Source organism: Rhodospirillales bacterium (assembly GCA_016710335.1).
In the GTDB taxonomy this organism is placed as follows: Bacteria; Pseudomonadota; Alphaproteobacteria; order Rhodospirillales; family Defluviicoccaceae; genus JADJXQ01.
Genome location: JADJXQ010000008.1, coordinates 12,468 through 27,867, shown reverse-complemented (window position 1 = coordinate 27,867; position 15,400 = coordinate 12,468). Strand labels below are relative to the sequence as shown.

General features: G+C 67.3%; 14 protein-coding genes and 1 pseudogene. 11 read left to right on the top strand and 4 right to left on the bottom strand.

The features are described from left to right. Nucleotides 1-190 precede the first annotated feature (190 nt). Both IPM60_12715 and IPM60_12710 read left to right on the top strand, forming a co-directional pair. Complete coding sequence (locus IPM60_12715; GenBank protein ID MBK8908724.1) at nucleotides 191-856, top strand: transporter substrate-binding domain-containing protein; 666 nt, start codon at nucleotides 191-193, stop codon at nucleotides 854-856. Beyond that, on the top strand, nucleotides 844-1,803 hold the full coding sequence (locus IPM60_12710; protein MBK8908723.1) for a cation transporter: 960 nt from the start codon (nucleotides 844-846) through the stop codon (nucleotides 1,801-1,803). The genes IPM60_12715 and IPM60_12710 overlap by 13 nt, the downstream gene beginning before the upstream one ends. Nucleotides 1,804-1,854: 51 nt before the next feature. On the opposite strand, the pseudogene IPM60_12705 reads toward IPM60_12710, so the two are convergent. After that, nucleotides 1,855-3,435: pseudogene (locus tag IPM60_12705) on the bottom strand (YifB family Mg chelatase-like AAA ATPase). 145 nt (nucleotides 3,436-3,580) lie between these two features. Between IPM60_12705 and IPM60_12700 the strand changes: the two are divergent. From IPM60_12700 to IPM60_12665, 8 genes are all read left to right on the top strand, one after another. Next, nucleotides 3,581-4,285 carry a glutathione S-transferase family protein gene (locus tag IPM60_12700; protein MBK8908722.1) on the top strand — a complete coding sequence of 235 codons (705 nt, stop codon included), beginning with the start codon at nucleotides 3,581-3,583 and terminating at the stop codon, nucleotides 4,283-4,285. 19 nt (nucleotides 4,286-4,304) lie between these two features. After that, nucleotides 4,305-5,204 (top strand): SDR family oxidoreductase, encoded by a 900-nt coding sequence (locus IPM60_12695; GenBank protein MBK8908721.1) that lies wholly within the window; start codon nucleotides 4,305-4,307, stop codon nucleotides 5,202-5,204. Nucleotides 5,205-5,348: 144 nt separating this feature from the next. After that, nucleotides 5,349-6,794: a nodulation protein NfeD gene (locus tag IPM60_12690; GenBank protein ID MBK8908720.1), complete on the top strand. Its 1,446-nt coding sequence runs from the start codon at nucleotides 5,349-5,351 to the stop codon at nucleotides 6,792-6,794. Nucleotides 6,795-6,817: 23 nt separating this feature from the next. After that, on the top strand, nucleotides 6,818-7,588 hold the full coding sequence (locus IPM60_12685) for a slipin family protein (GenBank protein ID MBK8908719.1): 771 nt from the start codon (nucleotides 6,818-6,820) through the stop codon (nucleotides 7,586-7,588). A gap of 177 nt (nucleotides 7,589-7,765) precedes the next feature. Then, complete coding sequence (locus tag IPM60_12680; GenBank protein ID MBK8908718.1) at nucleotides 7,766-11,179, top strand: AsmA family protein; 3,414 nt, start codon at nucleotides 7,766-7,768, stop codon at nucleotides 11,177-11,179. Between the two features lie 335 nt (nucleotides 11,180-11,514). After that, nucleotides 11,515-11,766: a hypothetical protein gene (locus IPM60_12675; GenBank protein ID MBK8908717.1), complete on the top strand. Its 252-nt coding sequence runs from the start codon at nucleotides 11,515-11,517 to the stop codon at nucleotides 11,764-11,766. A 113-nt stretch (nucleotides 11,767-11,879) separates the two neighbouring features. Beyond that, a complete protein-coding gene (locus IPM60_12670; GenBank protein MBK8908716.1) occupies nucleotides 11,880-12,062 on the top strand; it encodes a DUF1192 domain-containing protein in 183 nt (60 codons plus the stop codon). Nucleotides 12,063-12,614: 552 nt separating this feature from the next. After that, nucleotides 12,615-13,061 (top strand): acyl-CoA thioesterase, encoded by a 447-nt coding sequence (locus IPM60_12665; protein MBK8908715.1) that lies wholly within the window; start codon nucleotides 12,615-12,617, stop codon nucleotides 13,059-13,061. 130 nt (nucleotides 13,062-13,191) lie between these two features. Here the strand turns inward: IPM60_12665 and IPM60_12660 are convergent, their stop codons facing one another. Next, nucleotides 13,192-13,419: a hypothetical protein gene (locus tag IPM60_12660; GenBank protein MBK8908714.1), complete on the bottom strand. Its 228-nt coding sequence runs from the start codon at nucleotides 13,417-13,419 to the stop codon at nucleotides 13,192-13,194. Then, complete coding sequence (rpmE, locus tag IPM60_12655) at nucleotides 13,416-13,640, bottom strand: 50S ribosomal protein L31 (GenBank protein ID MBK8908713.1); 225 nt, start codon at nucleotides 13,638-13,640, stop codon at nucleotides 13,416-13,418. Before rpmE ends, IPM60_12660 begins: the two co-directional genes overlap by 4 nt. A gap of 105 nt (nucleotides 13,641-13,745) precedes the next feature. Here rpmE and cyaY point away from each other — a divergent pair, with 105 nt between their 5' ends. Then, nucleotides 13,746-14,075, top strand: coding sequence for an iron donor protein CyaY (gene cyaY / locus IPM60_12650; GenBank protein MBK8908712.1), 330 nt, complete (start codon nucleotides 13,746-13,748; stop codon nucleotides 14,073-14,075). Here the strand turns inward: cyaY and IPM60_12645 are convergent. Further along, nucleotides 14,072-15,268 carry an MFS transporter gene (locus IPM60_12645; GenBank protein ID MBK8908711.1) on the bottom strand — a complete coding sequence of 399 codons (1,197 nt, stop codon included), beginning with the start codon at nucleotides 15,266-15,268 and terminating at the stop codon, nucleotides 14,072-14,074. The genes cyaY and IPM60_12645 overlap by 4 nt on opposite strands. Nucleotides 15,269-15,400: the final 132 nt, after the last annotated feature.

Sequence of the window (15,400 nt, the reverse complement as noted above, 5' to 3'; positions counted from 1 at the left end):
CTTTCGTCGCCACTGCCGGAAGCGCCGCCGGAACAATGGCAGCGGGCCGGCGTTCCCCGCGTATAGAAGAGGATGATGCCATGCTTTGGAGGAACCGGGCTTGACGCTGAGGTTGCTGGCACCGCGAAAGGGTCGCTTGTTCCAGGAAACGAGACGCAGACGGCGCAGTCTCAGATGTCTGGCGCTGTGGATGCTGCTCGCCACAGCGGTGGTCGGCGGTTGCGACGACTTTCCGCGCGATCCCGATGACACGTCGCGGAAGGTCCAGGGCGGCATCCTGCTTGTCGGGCTGATCGACAATCCTCCCTGGGTTCAGGTCGAAGACGCAGCCCCGCAAGGCGTGGAAGTCGATCTGGTGCAGGATCTAGCCGGGACGCTAAACGCAACGGTCGAGTGGATCCGAGGCAGCGATCACGACTTGCTGACGGCGCTCGAGGCGCGACACATTCATCTGGTCATCGGGGGTCTATCCACCGACAGCTTGTGGAAGGACCAGGTCGCCCTCACGCGCCCGTACTTCCATGAGGTTCTTGTCGTCGCGGCCACGGCGGGTCCGTCACTCCGGAACATTGATGGACGCACCATCCTCGTCTCGCCGGGCACCACGGAGGCGATGCGCGTCGAGGATCACGGAGGTGTACCGGTCCTTGAGGGAACCGCGGGAGTTGAGACGGGGCTGAGCGTGAAGCCGAACTGGAAGCTGCAGCCAGGGGAGCAAGCGGTCTACGAGATGCAAAACGTCGAGCATGTGTGGGCGGTGGCGCCCGGGGAGAATGCCTGGCTCATCGGAGTGGACGCTTTTCTAAGGCGATCCGCCGCACGGGTGCGGGAGGCCCTGAGATCGTGGCCGGGATGAAGGTTCGGCCACCATTCCCGTGGCCGCCGGACAAGGCGCAGCTCTTGCACCGGGCCGACCGGCTAGAATGGGCGACGCTCTTCTTCATGTCGACCGTGGTGGTGGTGATGTGGCTGGCGCAGGGGTCGTCCCAGGCCATGCGCTCGGCGTGGATCGAGGACGTGCTGAGCCTGGTGCCGGCGACGACATACCTCATCGCCCGCCGGTTCGAGGAGCGGCCGCCGGACCACCGGTTCCCGTTCGGCTACTACAACGCCATCCCGCTCGCCTATCTTGTGTCGGCAACGACGATCCTGATCTTCGCCGGCTACATGATCTATTCCAGCGGCAAGGAGTTGCTGAGCGACGACCATCCTTCGATCGGCCTGGTTTCGGTGTTTGGCAACGACGTGTGGATGGGCTGGGTGATGATGGCGGCGCTCCTCTACAGCGTCATCCCGCCGATGGTCCTCGGCGCCATGAAAACGCCGGTGGCGGAAGAACTCCACGACAAGGTGCTGATCGCCGACGCCGCCATGCAGCGCGCCGACTGGAAGACCGGGCTCGCGGCCCTTGCCGGTGTCGCCGGCGTCGGCTTCGGCCTCTGGTGGGCGGACGCGGTCGCGGCGCTCATCATCGCCGTCGACGTCCTCAACGATGGCCGACGGCACGTGCTGGCCGCTCTCCGCGATCTGGCGGACGAGATCCCGATGACGTTCAAGGACCGCGACGAGGACCCTGTCACGGAAGAGGTCCGCGCCGCGGTGCTGGCGCTCGACTGGGTCGCCGAGGCGGAAGTGGCGCTCCGCGACGAGGGCCATCCCGTCAGCGGCACCATCTACATCCGCCCGAAGGAGCCTGAGCCGTGGGTCGAGCGCCTGCGGGACGCCTGTAACGCGGCCCACGCCGCCGACTGGCGCACCTACGACCTCAACGTCGTGGTTTTGCCTCCTGAACCCCGGTCGTGAAGTCAGAGCGGCACAAGCTCTTGGCGAGGTGGAGCATGAGCAGGGCGCCCATCAAACCCTCGCGTCCGTGGCCTTCGCCAGCGCCCCCCGCCCCGGCACGGTGCGGCGGTAGGAGAGGGCTTCGGCGATGTGGATGCGCTTGACGTCATCGACGCCCTCGAGATCGGCGAGGGTGCGGGCGACGCGCAGCACCCGGTGGTAGCCGCGGGCGGTGAGGTGCATGCGGTCGACCGCCTGCGCTAACAGCGCCCGGCCGGCGGCGTCGGGCGCGGCGACGGTCTCCAGCAGCTTGCCGTCGGCTTCCGCGTTGGTGCGGATCGGAAGTTCCCGCCCGACCTCCGCGTCGCCACCGCCGCCGTTGCTGTTGGCGTAGCGGCGGCGCTGGGCATCGCGGGCGGCGGCGACCCGCGCGGCGACGTGAGCGCTGCGCTCCGCCGGCGGCGGCAGCGACAGGTCGGCTGCGGATACAGCCGGCACGTCGACGTGCAGGTCGATGCGGTCGAAGAGCGGCCCGGAGATGCGCGCCTGGTAGTCGGCGGCGCAGCGCGGGGCCCGGTTGCAGGCGCGCTCGGCGTCGCCGAGGAACCCGCAGCGGCACGGGTTCATGGCGGCGACCAGTTGGGTGCGGGCCGGATAACTCACGTGGGAATTGGCGCGCGCCACCAGGGCGCGGCCGGTCTCCAGCGGTTGGCGCAGCGCCTCCAGGCTGGCGCGCTGGAACTCCGGCAGTTCGTCCAGGAACAGCACACCGAGGTGGGCAAGGGACACCTCGCCTGGCCGCGCCCGCATCCCGCCGCCGACCAGCGCCGGCATCGAGGCCGAATGGTGCGGATCGCGGAACGGCCGGCGACGGGTAAGGCCGCCGCCGGTGAGTTCGCCGGCGAGGCTGTGAATCATGCTGACCTCGAGCGCCTCGCCCGGGTCGAGCGGCGGCAGCAGGCCGGGCAGACGTTGCGCCAGCATCGACTTGCCGGAACCCGGCGGCCCGCTCATCAACAGGTTGTGGCCGCCGGCGGCGGCGATCTCGAGGGCGCGCTTTGCGGTTTCCTGCCCCTTGATATCCGCGAGGTCGGGGTAGCTCGCCGCGGCGTCGGCGATCTTGGGCTGCGGCGGGGAGAGGATCTGGGTGCCCTTGAAGTGGTTGACGAGGGCAAGCATCGACGCCGGCGCCAGGATCTCGATGCCGGCCGCCCAAGCCGCCTCGCCGCCCTGAGCGGCCGGGCAGATCAGGCCCCAGCCCGCGCGCGCTGGCGTGGACGGCCGCCGGCAGCCCGCCCACCACCCTGCTCACCGCGCCGTCCAGCGCCAGTTCGCCGACCGCCGCATAGCCGGCTATCTCGTCCTTCGGCAGCACGCCCATCGCCGCCAACAAGCAGAGCGCGATCGGCAGGTCGAAGTGGCTGCCTTCCTTCTGCACGTCGGCGGGAGCGAGGTTGACGATGATGCGCTTCGGCGGCAGCGCCAAGCCCATGGCTGCGAGTGCCGAACGCACCCGCTCCCTGCTCTCGGCCACCGCCTTGTCGGGCAGGCCGACGACGCAGAAGTTCGGGAGCCCGCCGGCGATCTGCACCTGAACGTCCACGTCAAGCACGTCGATCCCCTGAACGCGAACGTGTGGACCCGCGCGACCATCAGCTAGGAGTATCCCGTTTTAGTTGCATTTTGGGCAGATTACACTCGGGCGGCGTGGATTGCCACCCCCTTTTGGGTAAATCCAGTCAGCGCCGCGCGCTCGACCGTTTGCGACGAAATGGTTTCGGTGTATGCAGTGGCTGCCATGCACACCCTTTACCACCTGTGGCTGTCGCCATTCTGCCGCAAGGTGCGGATCGTCCTCGCTGAGAAGCGCCTCGATTTCGAGATGGTGGTCGAGCCGGTGTGGGAGCGGCGCCCGGCCTTCCTCGCCATGAACCCGGCCGGAGATGTGCCCGTTCTGGTCGTGCCCGCCAGCGCTGCAGTTGCCGACGGCGCTGCAGTTGCCGACGGCGCTGCCATCGCCGACAGCGCCGCCATTGCCGAATACCTGGACGCCATCCAGCCGGAACCGCCGCTGTTCGGGCGCGATCCGCTGAACGGCGCAGAAGTACGGCGACTGGTGGCGTGGTTCGACCGCAAGTTCAACAACGAGGTGACGGAGAACCTGGTGACCGAGAAGGTCATGAAACGGCTGCTCGGCACCGGCCACCCGGACTCCGGCGCCATCCGCGCCGGGCTCAAGAACATCCATTACCATCTCGACTACATCGGGTTTCTGGTCGACCGCCGTCCATGGTTGGCCGGGGCCGATTTCAGCCTCGCCGACATCGCCGCTGCGGCTCATCTTTCCTGCGTCGACTATGTCGGCGATGTGCCCTGGGACCGGCACGAACAGGCCCGCGACTGGTATGCGAGAATCAAGTCGCGGCGCAGCTTCCGCGCCATCCTCGCCGACGCGATTCCGGGCTTGCCGCCTCCGAAAGCTTACGCGGACCTGGATTTCTGAACCCTGGGATTCTGAATCAATGACAGCGCCGGAATTGTTCTGCTTCGGCCTCGGCTATTGCGCGACCGCGCTGGCGCAGCGCTTGCAGCGGGAGGGCTGGCGGATCACCGGCACCGCGCGCGAGGTCGGCAGCAGATTGGAGACGCCGGCCGGCGGCTGCGGCATCCTGCCGTTCTCGCGGAACCGGCCGCTTGCCGATCCTGAAGCGTCGCTCGCGGGCGCGACGGCGATCCTGGTGTCGGTTCCCCCCGACGAGGCCGGCGACGTCGTGCTCGACCTGCATGGCGACGCGCTCGCCCGCCTCGGCGACGTGCGCTGGATTGGCTATCTCTCCACCACCGGCGTCTACGGGGACACTGGCGGGCGGGTGGTTGACGAGATGGCGCCGCTGCGGCCATCGTCAGCAAGGAGCCGACGCCGCGTCGAGGCGGAGCGGCGCTGGCTCGAACTGGCGCGGACCCACAGGCTGCCGGTGCACGTGTTCCGGCTGGCCGGGATCTACGGGCCCGGCCGCAGCGCTTTCGATCAGGTGCGGAGCGGCCGGGCCCGCCGCATCGATCGGCCGAACCTGTTCTCGCGCATCCACGTGGACGACGTGGCGACCGTACTGGCGGCCTCGATGGCGCGGCCCGATCCTGCTGCGATCTATAATGTTTGCGACGACGAGCCGGCCCGGCCGGCCGATGTCATCTCCTACGCTTGTGATCTTCTCGGCGTCGATGCGCCGCCCCTCCTCACCTGGGACGAGGCCGTCCGCGACATGTCTGCGATGGCGCAGAGCTTCTGGCAGGACGACCGGCTTGTCTCCAACCACCGCATCAAGCAGGACCTCGGCGTCCGCCTCGCGTGGCCAAACTACCGCTCCGGCCTCCGCGGCGTGCTGGCCGCGGAACGGCGGGCGATGCGCACGGGCAGGTGACGGGAACGAAATGCGACGGCGGAGCGTGCACGCCGGGCAGGTGATCGAAATCATCAGCCGCGCAGGCGGCTGGAAATCCTGACGAGAGTGCGCAATCATCAGTGACGGCCGATGTCGCGGCCGAGTTGACGCACCGGTGCGCCTGTGGGACGTGTTGCCTCGATCGCAGTGCTGTTGGTCGGCGTGATCTCCGCCGCATGGGGGGTGGTGTGGGCCGAGCCCGCAAGCGATGCCTCCGGTCGTGTGGCGCTGGTGCTCGACATCGAGGGACCGATCGGGCCGGCGACCAGCGACTACGTCGTTCGCGGCCTCGACGCAGCGGCGGAGCGCGACGCCGAGGTCGTGGTGCTGCGCATGGACACCCCCGGCGGCCTCGACACATCGATGCGCGACATCATCCGCGCGATCCTGTCATCGTCGGTGCCGGTGGTGAGCTACGTCGCGCCCAGCGGTGCGCGCGCCGCCAGCGCCGGCACCTACATCAGCTACGCAAGCCACGTGGCGGCGATGGCGCCCGGCACCAATTTGGGCGCCGCGACGCCGGTGCAGATCGGGGCCCCCGGCACGCCGTCGCCGGCACCAACTGACGACAAGCAGGGGGATGGCAGGCCGGCCGACGGCAAGCAAGGCGACGATGGCGGGAAGAACGGGACCGATGGCAGCGACCCGGCGCGCCCCCCCGGCCTCTCCGACAAGGCCGTCAACGACGCCATCGGCTACATCCGCTCCCTCGCGCAACTGCGCGGACGCAACGTGGAGTGGGCAGAGAAGGCGGTGCGCGAAGCCGCCAGCCTCGCGGCCGACGATGCACTGGAGACCAACGTCATCGACCTGGTGGCCGCGGACATGGATGCGCTGCTCGCCGCCTTAGACGGTCGCGAGGTGGTGGTGCAGGGTCAAAACCGCCGGCTGCAGACCTCGGGCATCGCCATCGAGCGCCTCGAGGCCGACTGGCGCACCCGCGTGCTCGCCGTTCTCACCAACCCCAACGTCGCCTACATCCTGATGCTGGTCGGCATCTACGGCCTGCTGTTCGAGTTCTACAGTCCCGGCCTGGTCGGGCCGGGGGTGATCGGCGCCATCTGCCTGCTGCTCGCCTTCTACGCCTTCCACGTGCTGCCGGTGAGCTACGCCGGGCTGGCGCTGCTGCTGCTGGGGATCGGCCTGATCGTCGCAGAGACGGTGACTCCCAGTTTTGGTGTGCTTGGCCTCGGCGGCATTGCCGCGTTCGTAATCGGCTCGGTGATGCTGATGGACACCGACGTGCCGGGATTCGCCATCGCCTGGGAGCTCATCGGCGTCACGGCGTTCGTCGCGGCGGTGACGCTTCTTGCGCTGTTGATGGCGCTGATGCGGGCGCGAGGGAGACCGGTGGTGGCGGGGGCCGAGCAGATGATCGGCGGAATCGGCACGGTGCTCGACTGGTCGGACGAGGAGGGGCATGTCCGCATTCATGGGGAGATCTGGCGCGCCCTCAGTGATCGGCCGATGGAGCCCGGCGCCGTGGTTCGCGTCGCGGCAATGGACGGTTTGACGTTGCACGTCGCCCCCACGGAGAGTTCTACGCCCGTTCCAACCGGTGGGATGTGATAGACGGAGAGGGAGATGCCGACATGCCGTTCCTGAACGAGATCTGGCTGATCGTCCCGGCCATCCTGGTGCTGCTGATCATCGCATCCGCCATTCGGGTGATGCGTGAGTACGAACGCGCCGTTGTTTTCATGCTCGGCCGGTTCTGGAAGGTCAAAGGGCCGGGGCTGATCCTGGTGATCCCGGTGATCCAGCAAGCGGTGCGCGTCGACCTGAGGACGCGGGTGTTCGACGTCCCGCAGCAGGACGTCATTTCCCGCGATAACGTGTCGGTCAAGGTCAACGCCGTCCTATACTTTCGGGTGATCGACGCGGAGAAGTCCATCGTCCAGGTCGAGGATTTCCACGCCGCCACCAGCCAACTCGCCCAGACCACGCTCCGCTCCGTGCTTGGCCAGCACGATCTCGACGAGATGCTCGCCGAGCGCGAAAAGCTCAACCGCGACCTGCAGCGGATCCTCGACGAGCAGACCGATGCCTGGGGAGTGAAGGTTGCCAACGTCGAGCTCAAGCACGTCGACATCGACGAATCGATGATCCGCGCCATCGCCAAGCAAGCCGAGGCGGAGCGCAACCGCCGCGCCAAGGTCATCGACGCCGAGGGCGAGATGCAGGCGGCGCAGAAGTTTTTGGAGGCGGCGCAAATCCTCGCCGGCGCTCCTCAGGCCATGCAGCTCCGCTACCTGACGACGCTCACCACCATCAGCACCGACCGCACCAACACCATCGTCTTCCCGTTCCCCATCGACCTCATCAAGGGCTTCACCGAGCAAGACGCGGAGCGGAAGGGGTAGGGGAAGGTGCGGCCAGAGGCGGGGAAGGCAACCTCGCCACCGTTTCACGCATTTGGGCCGGCGCCGTTTCCCATGGGGTTGACGGCAGGGCCCACTTGCGCTGTTTGATCTCGGGTATCGGAGGTTGTAGGCTCCCGCGGGGGCGATCAACCGGAGGCGATGGACCAGGGACGAAGCGTGAAACGGATCTTCATCGGCCTGTTCGGCGCGCTCATCATGCTTGTCGCGCTGGCTCTCGCCGCCCCCAGCTTCGTCGATTGGACACAATACAAGGACGCGGTCGCGCGGGAGGTGCAGCGCGTTACCGGCCGCGACATCGTCATCGGCGGCGACCTCGACTTGCGGCTGCTACCGGGCCCAGCCGTCACCGTGGAGGACCTGCGGCTCGCTAACGCCGCCGGCCGCCCCGACCCCTACATGCTTCGCCTCGCCCGCGCCGACATCAGGATCGAGCCTGGCGCCTTGTTCGGCGGAAGGATCCGCTTCGCCGAGGTGCGGCTGATCGACCCGGTCGTTCTCATCGAGGTCCTCGCCGACGGCCGCCTCAACTGGGACGGGGTCCGCACCCGACAGTCTTCAGAATCTTCCCTCGCCCTTCCGGTTTCCGGCAGCGGGAATGGCGCGGCGGCGGCGCCGTGGGACGGGTCGCTGGTTCGGCTCGACAGCATCGAAATCGAGAACGGCACGGTCATCATCCGCAACGAGGCGGAAGGGACAGTCGAGCGGATCGGCGGGCTGACGGCGAACCTCGCGGCACGTTCGCTCAGCGGTCCATTCGAGGGCAAGGGCCGGCTGCGCTACGGAGACGCGGCACTGGCGTTCGAACTTGCGCTCGGCGACGTCAGCGGATCTGATCCGGTGCCGCTGCGCTTGGCCGTCGCCGATTCGACCGGAACCGGCGGTCAGGTACGCGGAACCCTGTTGGGCCTCGGCGACGCTGCGCCGCGTCTGCAGGGACACATCGAGGGGAGCAGCGCCGACCTCGCCGCCTTTCTCGCCGAGCGGTTCGACATGCACGCCCCCGCTTTCCTCGCGCAGGCGGCCACGTTCTCCGGCACGCTGGAGGCTGCGGCAGTGGGCGCGGAGGTCCGGGCACTGTCGCTGACGATCGGTGACAGCCGCGCGTCGGGAACCGCCGCTGTCGCGTTCGGCACGCCGCCACACATGCAACTCGACCTGCGCGCGACCCGTCTCGATCTCGATGCGTGGCTGGCGATGCCGGCGCCCGGGCAACCGCGCCCCGCGCAGCCGCAGCCACGTGCGGAGAGGACACGCTCGGCGGCCGCGCGCCTGCTCGACGGCTTGACGGCGTCGATCGACCTCAAGGTCGACGCCCTCACCTACCGCGACGGCATCATCCGCCAGATGGAAGCCGGCGGCGATTTTGCAGACGGCACTCTGTTCGTTCGACAGATGTCGGCGCTGATTCCCGGCGCCGCGGAGGTTGCTCTTGAGGGATCCGTGCGCTGGGAGCCGACGGCGACGGTCCGCGGCGCGCCTACCGCGCCCCGTTTCGAGGGGCGCGCCGCGGCCCGGTCGGATGATCTGCGCGGCGTCCTGCGCTGGCTCGGCCTGGATCGGGACGATTTGCCGCGCCAGCACCTGCGGTCCGTGACGTTGAAGACGGCACTCTCGGCATCGCCGCAGCACATCGCGGCCGACGACCTGACGGCGCAGCTCGACGGCTCGACCGTGGCCGGCCGCGTGATCTGGAGCCCGGAAGACTCCCCGCCGCTCGTCGCGGACTTGAGCATGGATCGCCTCACTTTGGACGGGCTGCTGCCGTCGTCGCTATGGTCGACCGCGACCGCCCAAGGCGGCACGGTGGCAACCGGCGGACGGGCAGGCGCCGCCTCGCCCGACGGCGCGGGCGAAACGGAAGCGGAAGTTCCGGCAAACCCGGCCCTCGATCTGCGGCTTCGCGTCGGCGCCCTCGGCTATCGCGGAGCCCGGATGGAGACGGTAGTGTTCGACGGGGCCTTGGGGAGCGACCGGTTGCTGCTGCGGCGGCTCAGCGTCGGCGACGTGGCAGGAGCCTCGGGCTGGATCTCCGGCGTGGTCAGCACGCCGGCCGAGCGCCCGCGGTTCGATGGCCTCAATTTCGAGTTCAGCGCAACCGATCCGGCCCGATTGCTGCCGGTTTTGGCCATGGAGGTTCCGAAAGTGGCGCGCGCCGTCGGACCCGTTGCCGGTTCCGGCCGGCTTTCGGGAACGGCAGACCAAGCGGCTCTCGACCTGAGCCTGACGGTGGCCGGAGCCTTCCTGCAAGCGACCGGCGATGTCGCGGCATTCGACGGCGAACCGAGATTCGTCGGCCGGGCGACGCTCCGCCACGACGACCTCACGCGCATGATCGCTGCGCTTGGCGGCGCCCCTCCAGCCCGGGCGTGGGGCCCGACCAACGTCAGCGGCTCCGTCACCGCCGACCGCAAGGGCGTGTCCGCCGCCGCCATCGAAGGGACGGTGGCCGGCGTCCGCATGACCGGATCGGCTAACGTCAATTTCGCCGCGCCGCGCCCTCGCATCGACGCCGAGCTTGCCGCCGGGCGCATCGTGATCGACCGGTTCCTCTCCGCAACCGACGATCAGGCGTCGTTGAGGAAACCGATGCCGGCCTCGTCGGCGGAGCGACGGCGCGAGGACCCGCCAGCGTCCGGTACCAGGGGTGCCACTCAACCGAACTGGTCGCGGATACCGTTCGATTTCGGCGTGCTCACGGCGATCGACGGCCGTCTGATGCTTGATGCCGAAGCGATTGCGTACGGCGCCACGGCCCTGGAGGCCGCCCGCCTGCAGGCGACTCTCGCCGACGGACGCCTGACCATTGCAGATATTGCGGGGCGGTTGTGGGACGGAGCCTTCACCGCATCGGGTCATGTTTCAGCAGCGGGCGTGCCTGCGGCGGTGGACATGACCGCGGAGCTTTCCGGGGCGGATCTACGGCGAGTCTCCGCGGCATCGGCTGAAGATTCTGCTGCGCGGGCGGTATCCGCCGGACGGGGAGACGTCGATCTCCGGCTGGCGGCTTCGGGACAGAGCACTGCCGAACTGGTGTCCCGTCTGCAGGGCTCGGGACGCCTGACGCTGACCGATGTGGTGGTGACGGATGCGGCGGCCGCCGGCACCGCGCCATTGTTTCGGATCCTGAAGGCGCTCGACCAGGCGGGCGCCCTGTTGCGGCCGGCGGCGGCGCCGGCATCAGGCGCCGACGTCAGTGCGACGGCGCGGGTGGAGGACGGGATTGTTCGGTCTGACGATCTATCCATCGTCCTCGGCTGGGCCCGCGGAGAAGGGCGCGGCGTGGTGGATCTGCCGGCATGGATGATCGATATGGCGGGCGGGGTCACCATGGCGCCCGAGGTTTGGCGCCAGCTCGCCGTCGATGTCGTCGCTGACCTCGGGCGCATCGATCCGCCGCAGCGAATCGATTTCACGGTTAGCGGTCCCATCGACGATGCCGACGTCCGCATCCGGATCGAATCACTGCCCACGGTGACTCCGACGCCGGGCGGCGAGGGTCTTCAGCGGGGACTTGGGCCCCTCACGGACCCGTCGGATTCGCCGCCCGGAGTTCTTGAAACGCCGCCCTGACACGCGCATAAGCAGTATGTCCGTGCACTAGCAGCCAGTACTTGCACGCAGTCCTGTCGCGCACGCAGCGCATAAGTGCCCTTGCTTCGAACCTGACCGTACTCCACATCTGACAAGGCTGGCAATGATTTCAATAGTTTGCCGTTTTCGTGTGGCAGAAATATGACAGTAAAGAGGGTATTGTGCACTGCACACGCAACTTGTGCGGCAGCGGCAACGAGCGTATATGGAGAGTGCGCAACGGGCGACGAATTGGAACGCTGGGAAGCGCATAAGAACGGGAGGATCCGTCGCAAGGTTGTGGGACACCGATCGATCTTTGGAGAAATGCAACCATGAGCGGATTCCAGAATAACCACCTGCAGGCTCACGTCACCAGCGATAACCGGACCGGCGAACGCCGGCTTTCCGAGATTTCCTGGTCTGAAGTCGAAATCCACGTGAGGCGGGCGCGCGCCATCCGGAGCGCCTATATCACGGACTGGTTGAAGCGCACTGCGCAGTCCTGGGGCAGCGTGTTTCGCCGTCCCGGCCACCAGCTCGCTGGAGCGCACTATCGCTGGCGTCCATCGACGCAGGAGAGATAGAGCCGAGTTGCCGCACGATCGAAGGCGCAGGGCCGGACGGACTGCCGGCCCTTCCTTCCAATCTGCGGAGGCGCACAGAGGTGCGCGAAGGCGAGCAGAGCGGAGGTGAGGCCGTGGATCCCGACGATCTGCAACCGGTTCGGAAGCAGCCGGCGCCAGTGAACCTGGACGAAATGTCCATCGCCGCCTTGCACGAGTACATCGCGGCGTTGGAAGCCGAAATCGTTCGAGCTCGCGCCGCCATCCAACACAAACAAGCCGCCCGATCCGGCGCTCAGCAGCTGTTCAAGCGCTAGGGCAGCGGCGCCTTCCAAGAATGCACCATTGCTGCACGTAGCTGTTTATTCTCGTGCATGCAATGACCCATTCGACTGATTCATCCGGGTCGGTTTCTGCACCAGAGCGCCATGCCGTCGATGGATCAGCGTATCCGCTGGGCGCGGCGCTTGGCCCGACGACGGGGACGGCGGCACCGGGCGCTCAAAAAAAATCTTCGATCGCGGCAATTCTTTTGTTGTGTACGTAACCCAAAGGGGGTATACACATCCTTGTCCCGCGAGCGTCCATATCGAACCGGACCGGCGTCCTCAGGGATCGCCATCCCTCCCCGGTTCGATTTGACCTCCTCCCTATCCAAACTAAGCCGCCCTCCGGGGCGGCTTTTTTTGTGGTAGTGCACAGACCCACTTGAACGGGTCACGGTGTGCACGAGAATCAAGAGCACTAGCGCGGGCAATGCGGCTCCATTGGAGGGAGGACGGCGGTCCGACGCTAAGCCATCGCCGTTGACCGAGGGAGGCAAAGCGTCCAAAGTGCCGGCCGTCGCTTCCACCACCTTCGGACTGATCATGCCGCTCGAATACAGCTTGTCACGCGCCGATTACTTCTACTGGACGACGATTTCGACCCGGTGGAGCGACAACGACCAGCTCGGCCACGTCAACAACGTGTTGTACTTTCGCTACTTCGAGGCAGCGGTCGTCGCCATGCTGATCGAGGAAGCCCAGCTGGACTGGCGTCGGGATCCGCTCATTCCCTATGCCGTCGACGTGCGCTGCCAGTTCCGGCAGCCGCTCACGTTTCCAGAGGTGGTAGAGGCAGGATTGAACGTCGCTCGGCTGGGCACAACCAGCGTCACCTACGGGCTGGCCTTGTTTGCCCGCAACGACTCCGACCCGGCCGCAGTCGGCCATTTCGTGCACGTCTATGTAGAGCGCCAAAGCGAATCGCCGGTCGCGATCCCGGACCCCATCCGCGCCGTGTACCAGCGCTACTACAGGCCGGAGCCGGTGTGAACTGCGCGAGGCATCGGCGTTGCTGAGACCGGCAGCTCACCCTGAGCGCGGTCCAAGTGCGGGCGCGCCGTTGTCGGGCTCATGCTTCGACGGGCTCGGCACGAGGATTCTTCTTTATCGAAGATAGGAGTCAGTGGCCCGCGAATGGCGTCCAGCCGGGAGGGATCTGGCTAGCACCACCATGGCGCACAGCGCAAACGGGGCAGCCTTTGACGAATGCGAAAGCCAGAGGGATCAGGCCCAGCAACCCGATCCAGCGCAGCCCGCCGTCGAGCACGAACAGTGCCGGCAGCAATGCCGCCGCCGGCAGCAGTTTCATGAACAGGTCGACGATCTTCCCAGCGCCTCGGACGGTCACCCGCCGATGCCCAGGTTCTTGAAACGCTTGTGGAACTTGGCGACCTGACCGCCGCTGTCCATGAGGCGGTGCACGCCGGTCCAGGCCGGGTGAGTCTTGGGATCGATGCCGAGCTTCAGGGTTTCGCCCTTCTTGCCATAGGTCGACCGGGTCGTGAATGACGAGCCGTCCGTCATCTCGACGGTGATCTCGTGATAGTCGGGGTGAATGTCTTTCTTCATCGCCTAATCTCTGTAGGAGGGCCGTCTGGAGAGCCTGTATATATCTGGCGGGGGCGGCGGGCGCAATGCCGACGCCCGGCAGAGGTTGCGCAGGAGCAGGAGCCGATGTTCACCACCGAAGCAGAATTCGAGACGCGCGCCGAGCAGACCCTGGCCCGCCTCGCCGACGCCATCGACGAAGCCGTCGGCGACCTCCTAGACGTGGAGTTCAACGGCGGGATCCTCACCATCGATCTGGAATCGGGCGGTCACTACGTCATCAACAAGCATGCCGCCAGCCGCCAGATCTGGATGTCGTCGCCGAAAAGCGGCGCCCTGCATTTCGACCACCACGAGACCGACGGCTGGGTGGCGACCAGCGGCGCCGGAACGCTCCCGCAAATTCTGGCCATGGAACTATCGGACGAGACCGGGGCCCCGGTGTCCCTGAATTAGCCTTGGTCGCCGCCTGATGCGGGCGAGGTGACGCGGGCGCCGATGCGGAGCGCGAGGGCTACGACCAGCACCATGACGGCGCCGCCGCCGAGGAACGGCCACGCCTTGCCGAAATAGAAGAACAGCGCGCCGGCCCACACGGGGCCGAGGACCCTGGCGAGGGTGGTTGCGGAACGGCTGACACCCAGGGTGCCGCCGTGCGCGTCCGGGTGCACCTGCAGCGACGTCAGGCTGTTGAGAGCGGGAGACATCAGGCTGAATCCGACCGCAACGACGAACATCGCCGTCAACAGCAACGGCAGACCGTGCGACAATGGGATCAACAGAATGCCTACGGTCAGGGCGCACGCACCGAACACGATCAGCCGCGGCTCGCCGAAGCGGCGCGCCAGGCGACCGATCAGCCCCCCCTGAATTGCCGCGGAAACTACGCCGATGAAGGCGAACACGTAGCCGTTCTGCTCCGGTCCCCATCCGAACTGGCGGCGAGACCACATGGCGAAGGTGGTCTCCATGCCGGCAAAGACGAAATGCGCCAGGAACGACAGCAGGATCAGCAGCAGCACCGCGGGCTGGGTCAACGACCGTCGCAATTGCCGCCAGCGGCTTTGCCGCGGCATGGCGCGGAGCCGTTCGCGTACCTCCGGTGACACGGACTCAGGCAACGTGGCAACGGTCATGACGAATGCGATCGCCGACAGGACCGCGGCGGCCAGCGCCGGAGAGCGGTAGTCCGCCTGCAACGGGTCGGGCCCGGCGAGCACGCCACCGATGGCCGGCCCGAAGATGAACCCGAGGCCGAAGGCGGCGCCGATCAGGCCCATGCCTTTGGCTCTGTTGGCGGGGGTTGTGATATCGGCGGCGTAGGCGAAGGCGACCGCAATGTTGCCGGCCATGGCGCCGGCGACGGCGCGCGCGGCAAACAACTCCCATAGCTGCGTGGCGTAAGCGAGCCACATGTAGGCGGCGGCGATGCCGGCGAGGCTGACCGCCAGGACCGGCCTCCGCCCCACCCGGTCGCTGAGGCGACCCCACAGCGGCGCCGCCAGGAACTGGGCTGCGGAATACGTCGCCATCAGCAGCCCCACCTCAGCCGGCGTGGCCGCAAAGTGCTCGCCGTAGAACGGCAGCAGCGGAATGACGATGCCAAAGCCGACGAGGTCGATGAAGACGATCAGAAACAGCGTGAGCATGAAATTGTCATTGCTAGGCGGCGGTGCCGACGGGGTGGTCCAGACGGCGCAGGAGGGCAGAGTGCCGGATTGCCGCGCATCTTCTACGAAGAAGCCTGCAATGACGACTCTTTAGGGAAGCCCGCGAAGGAC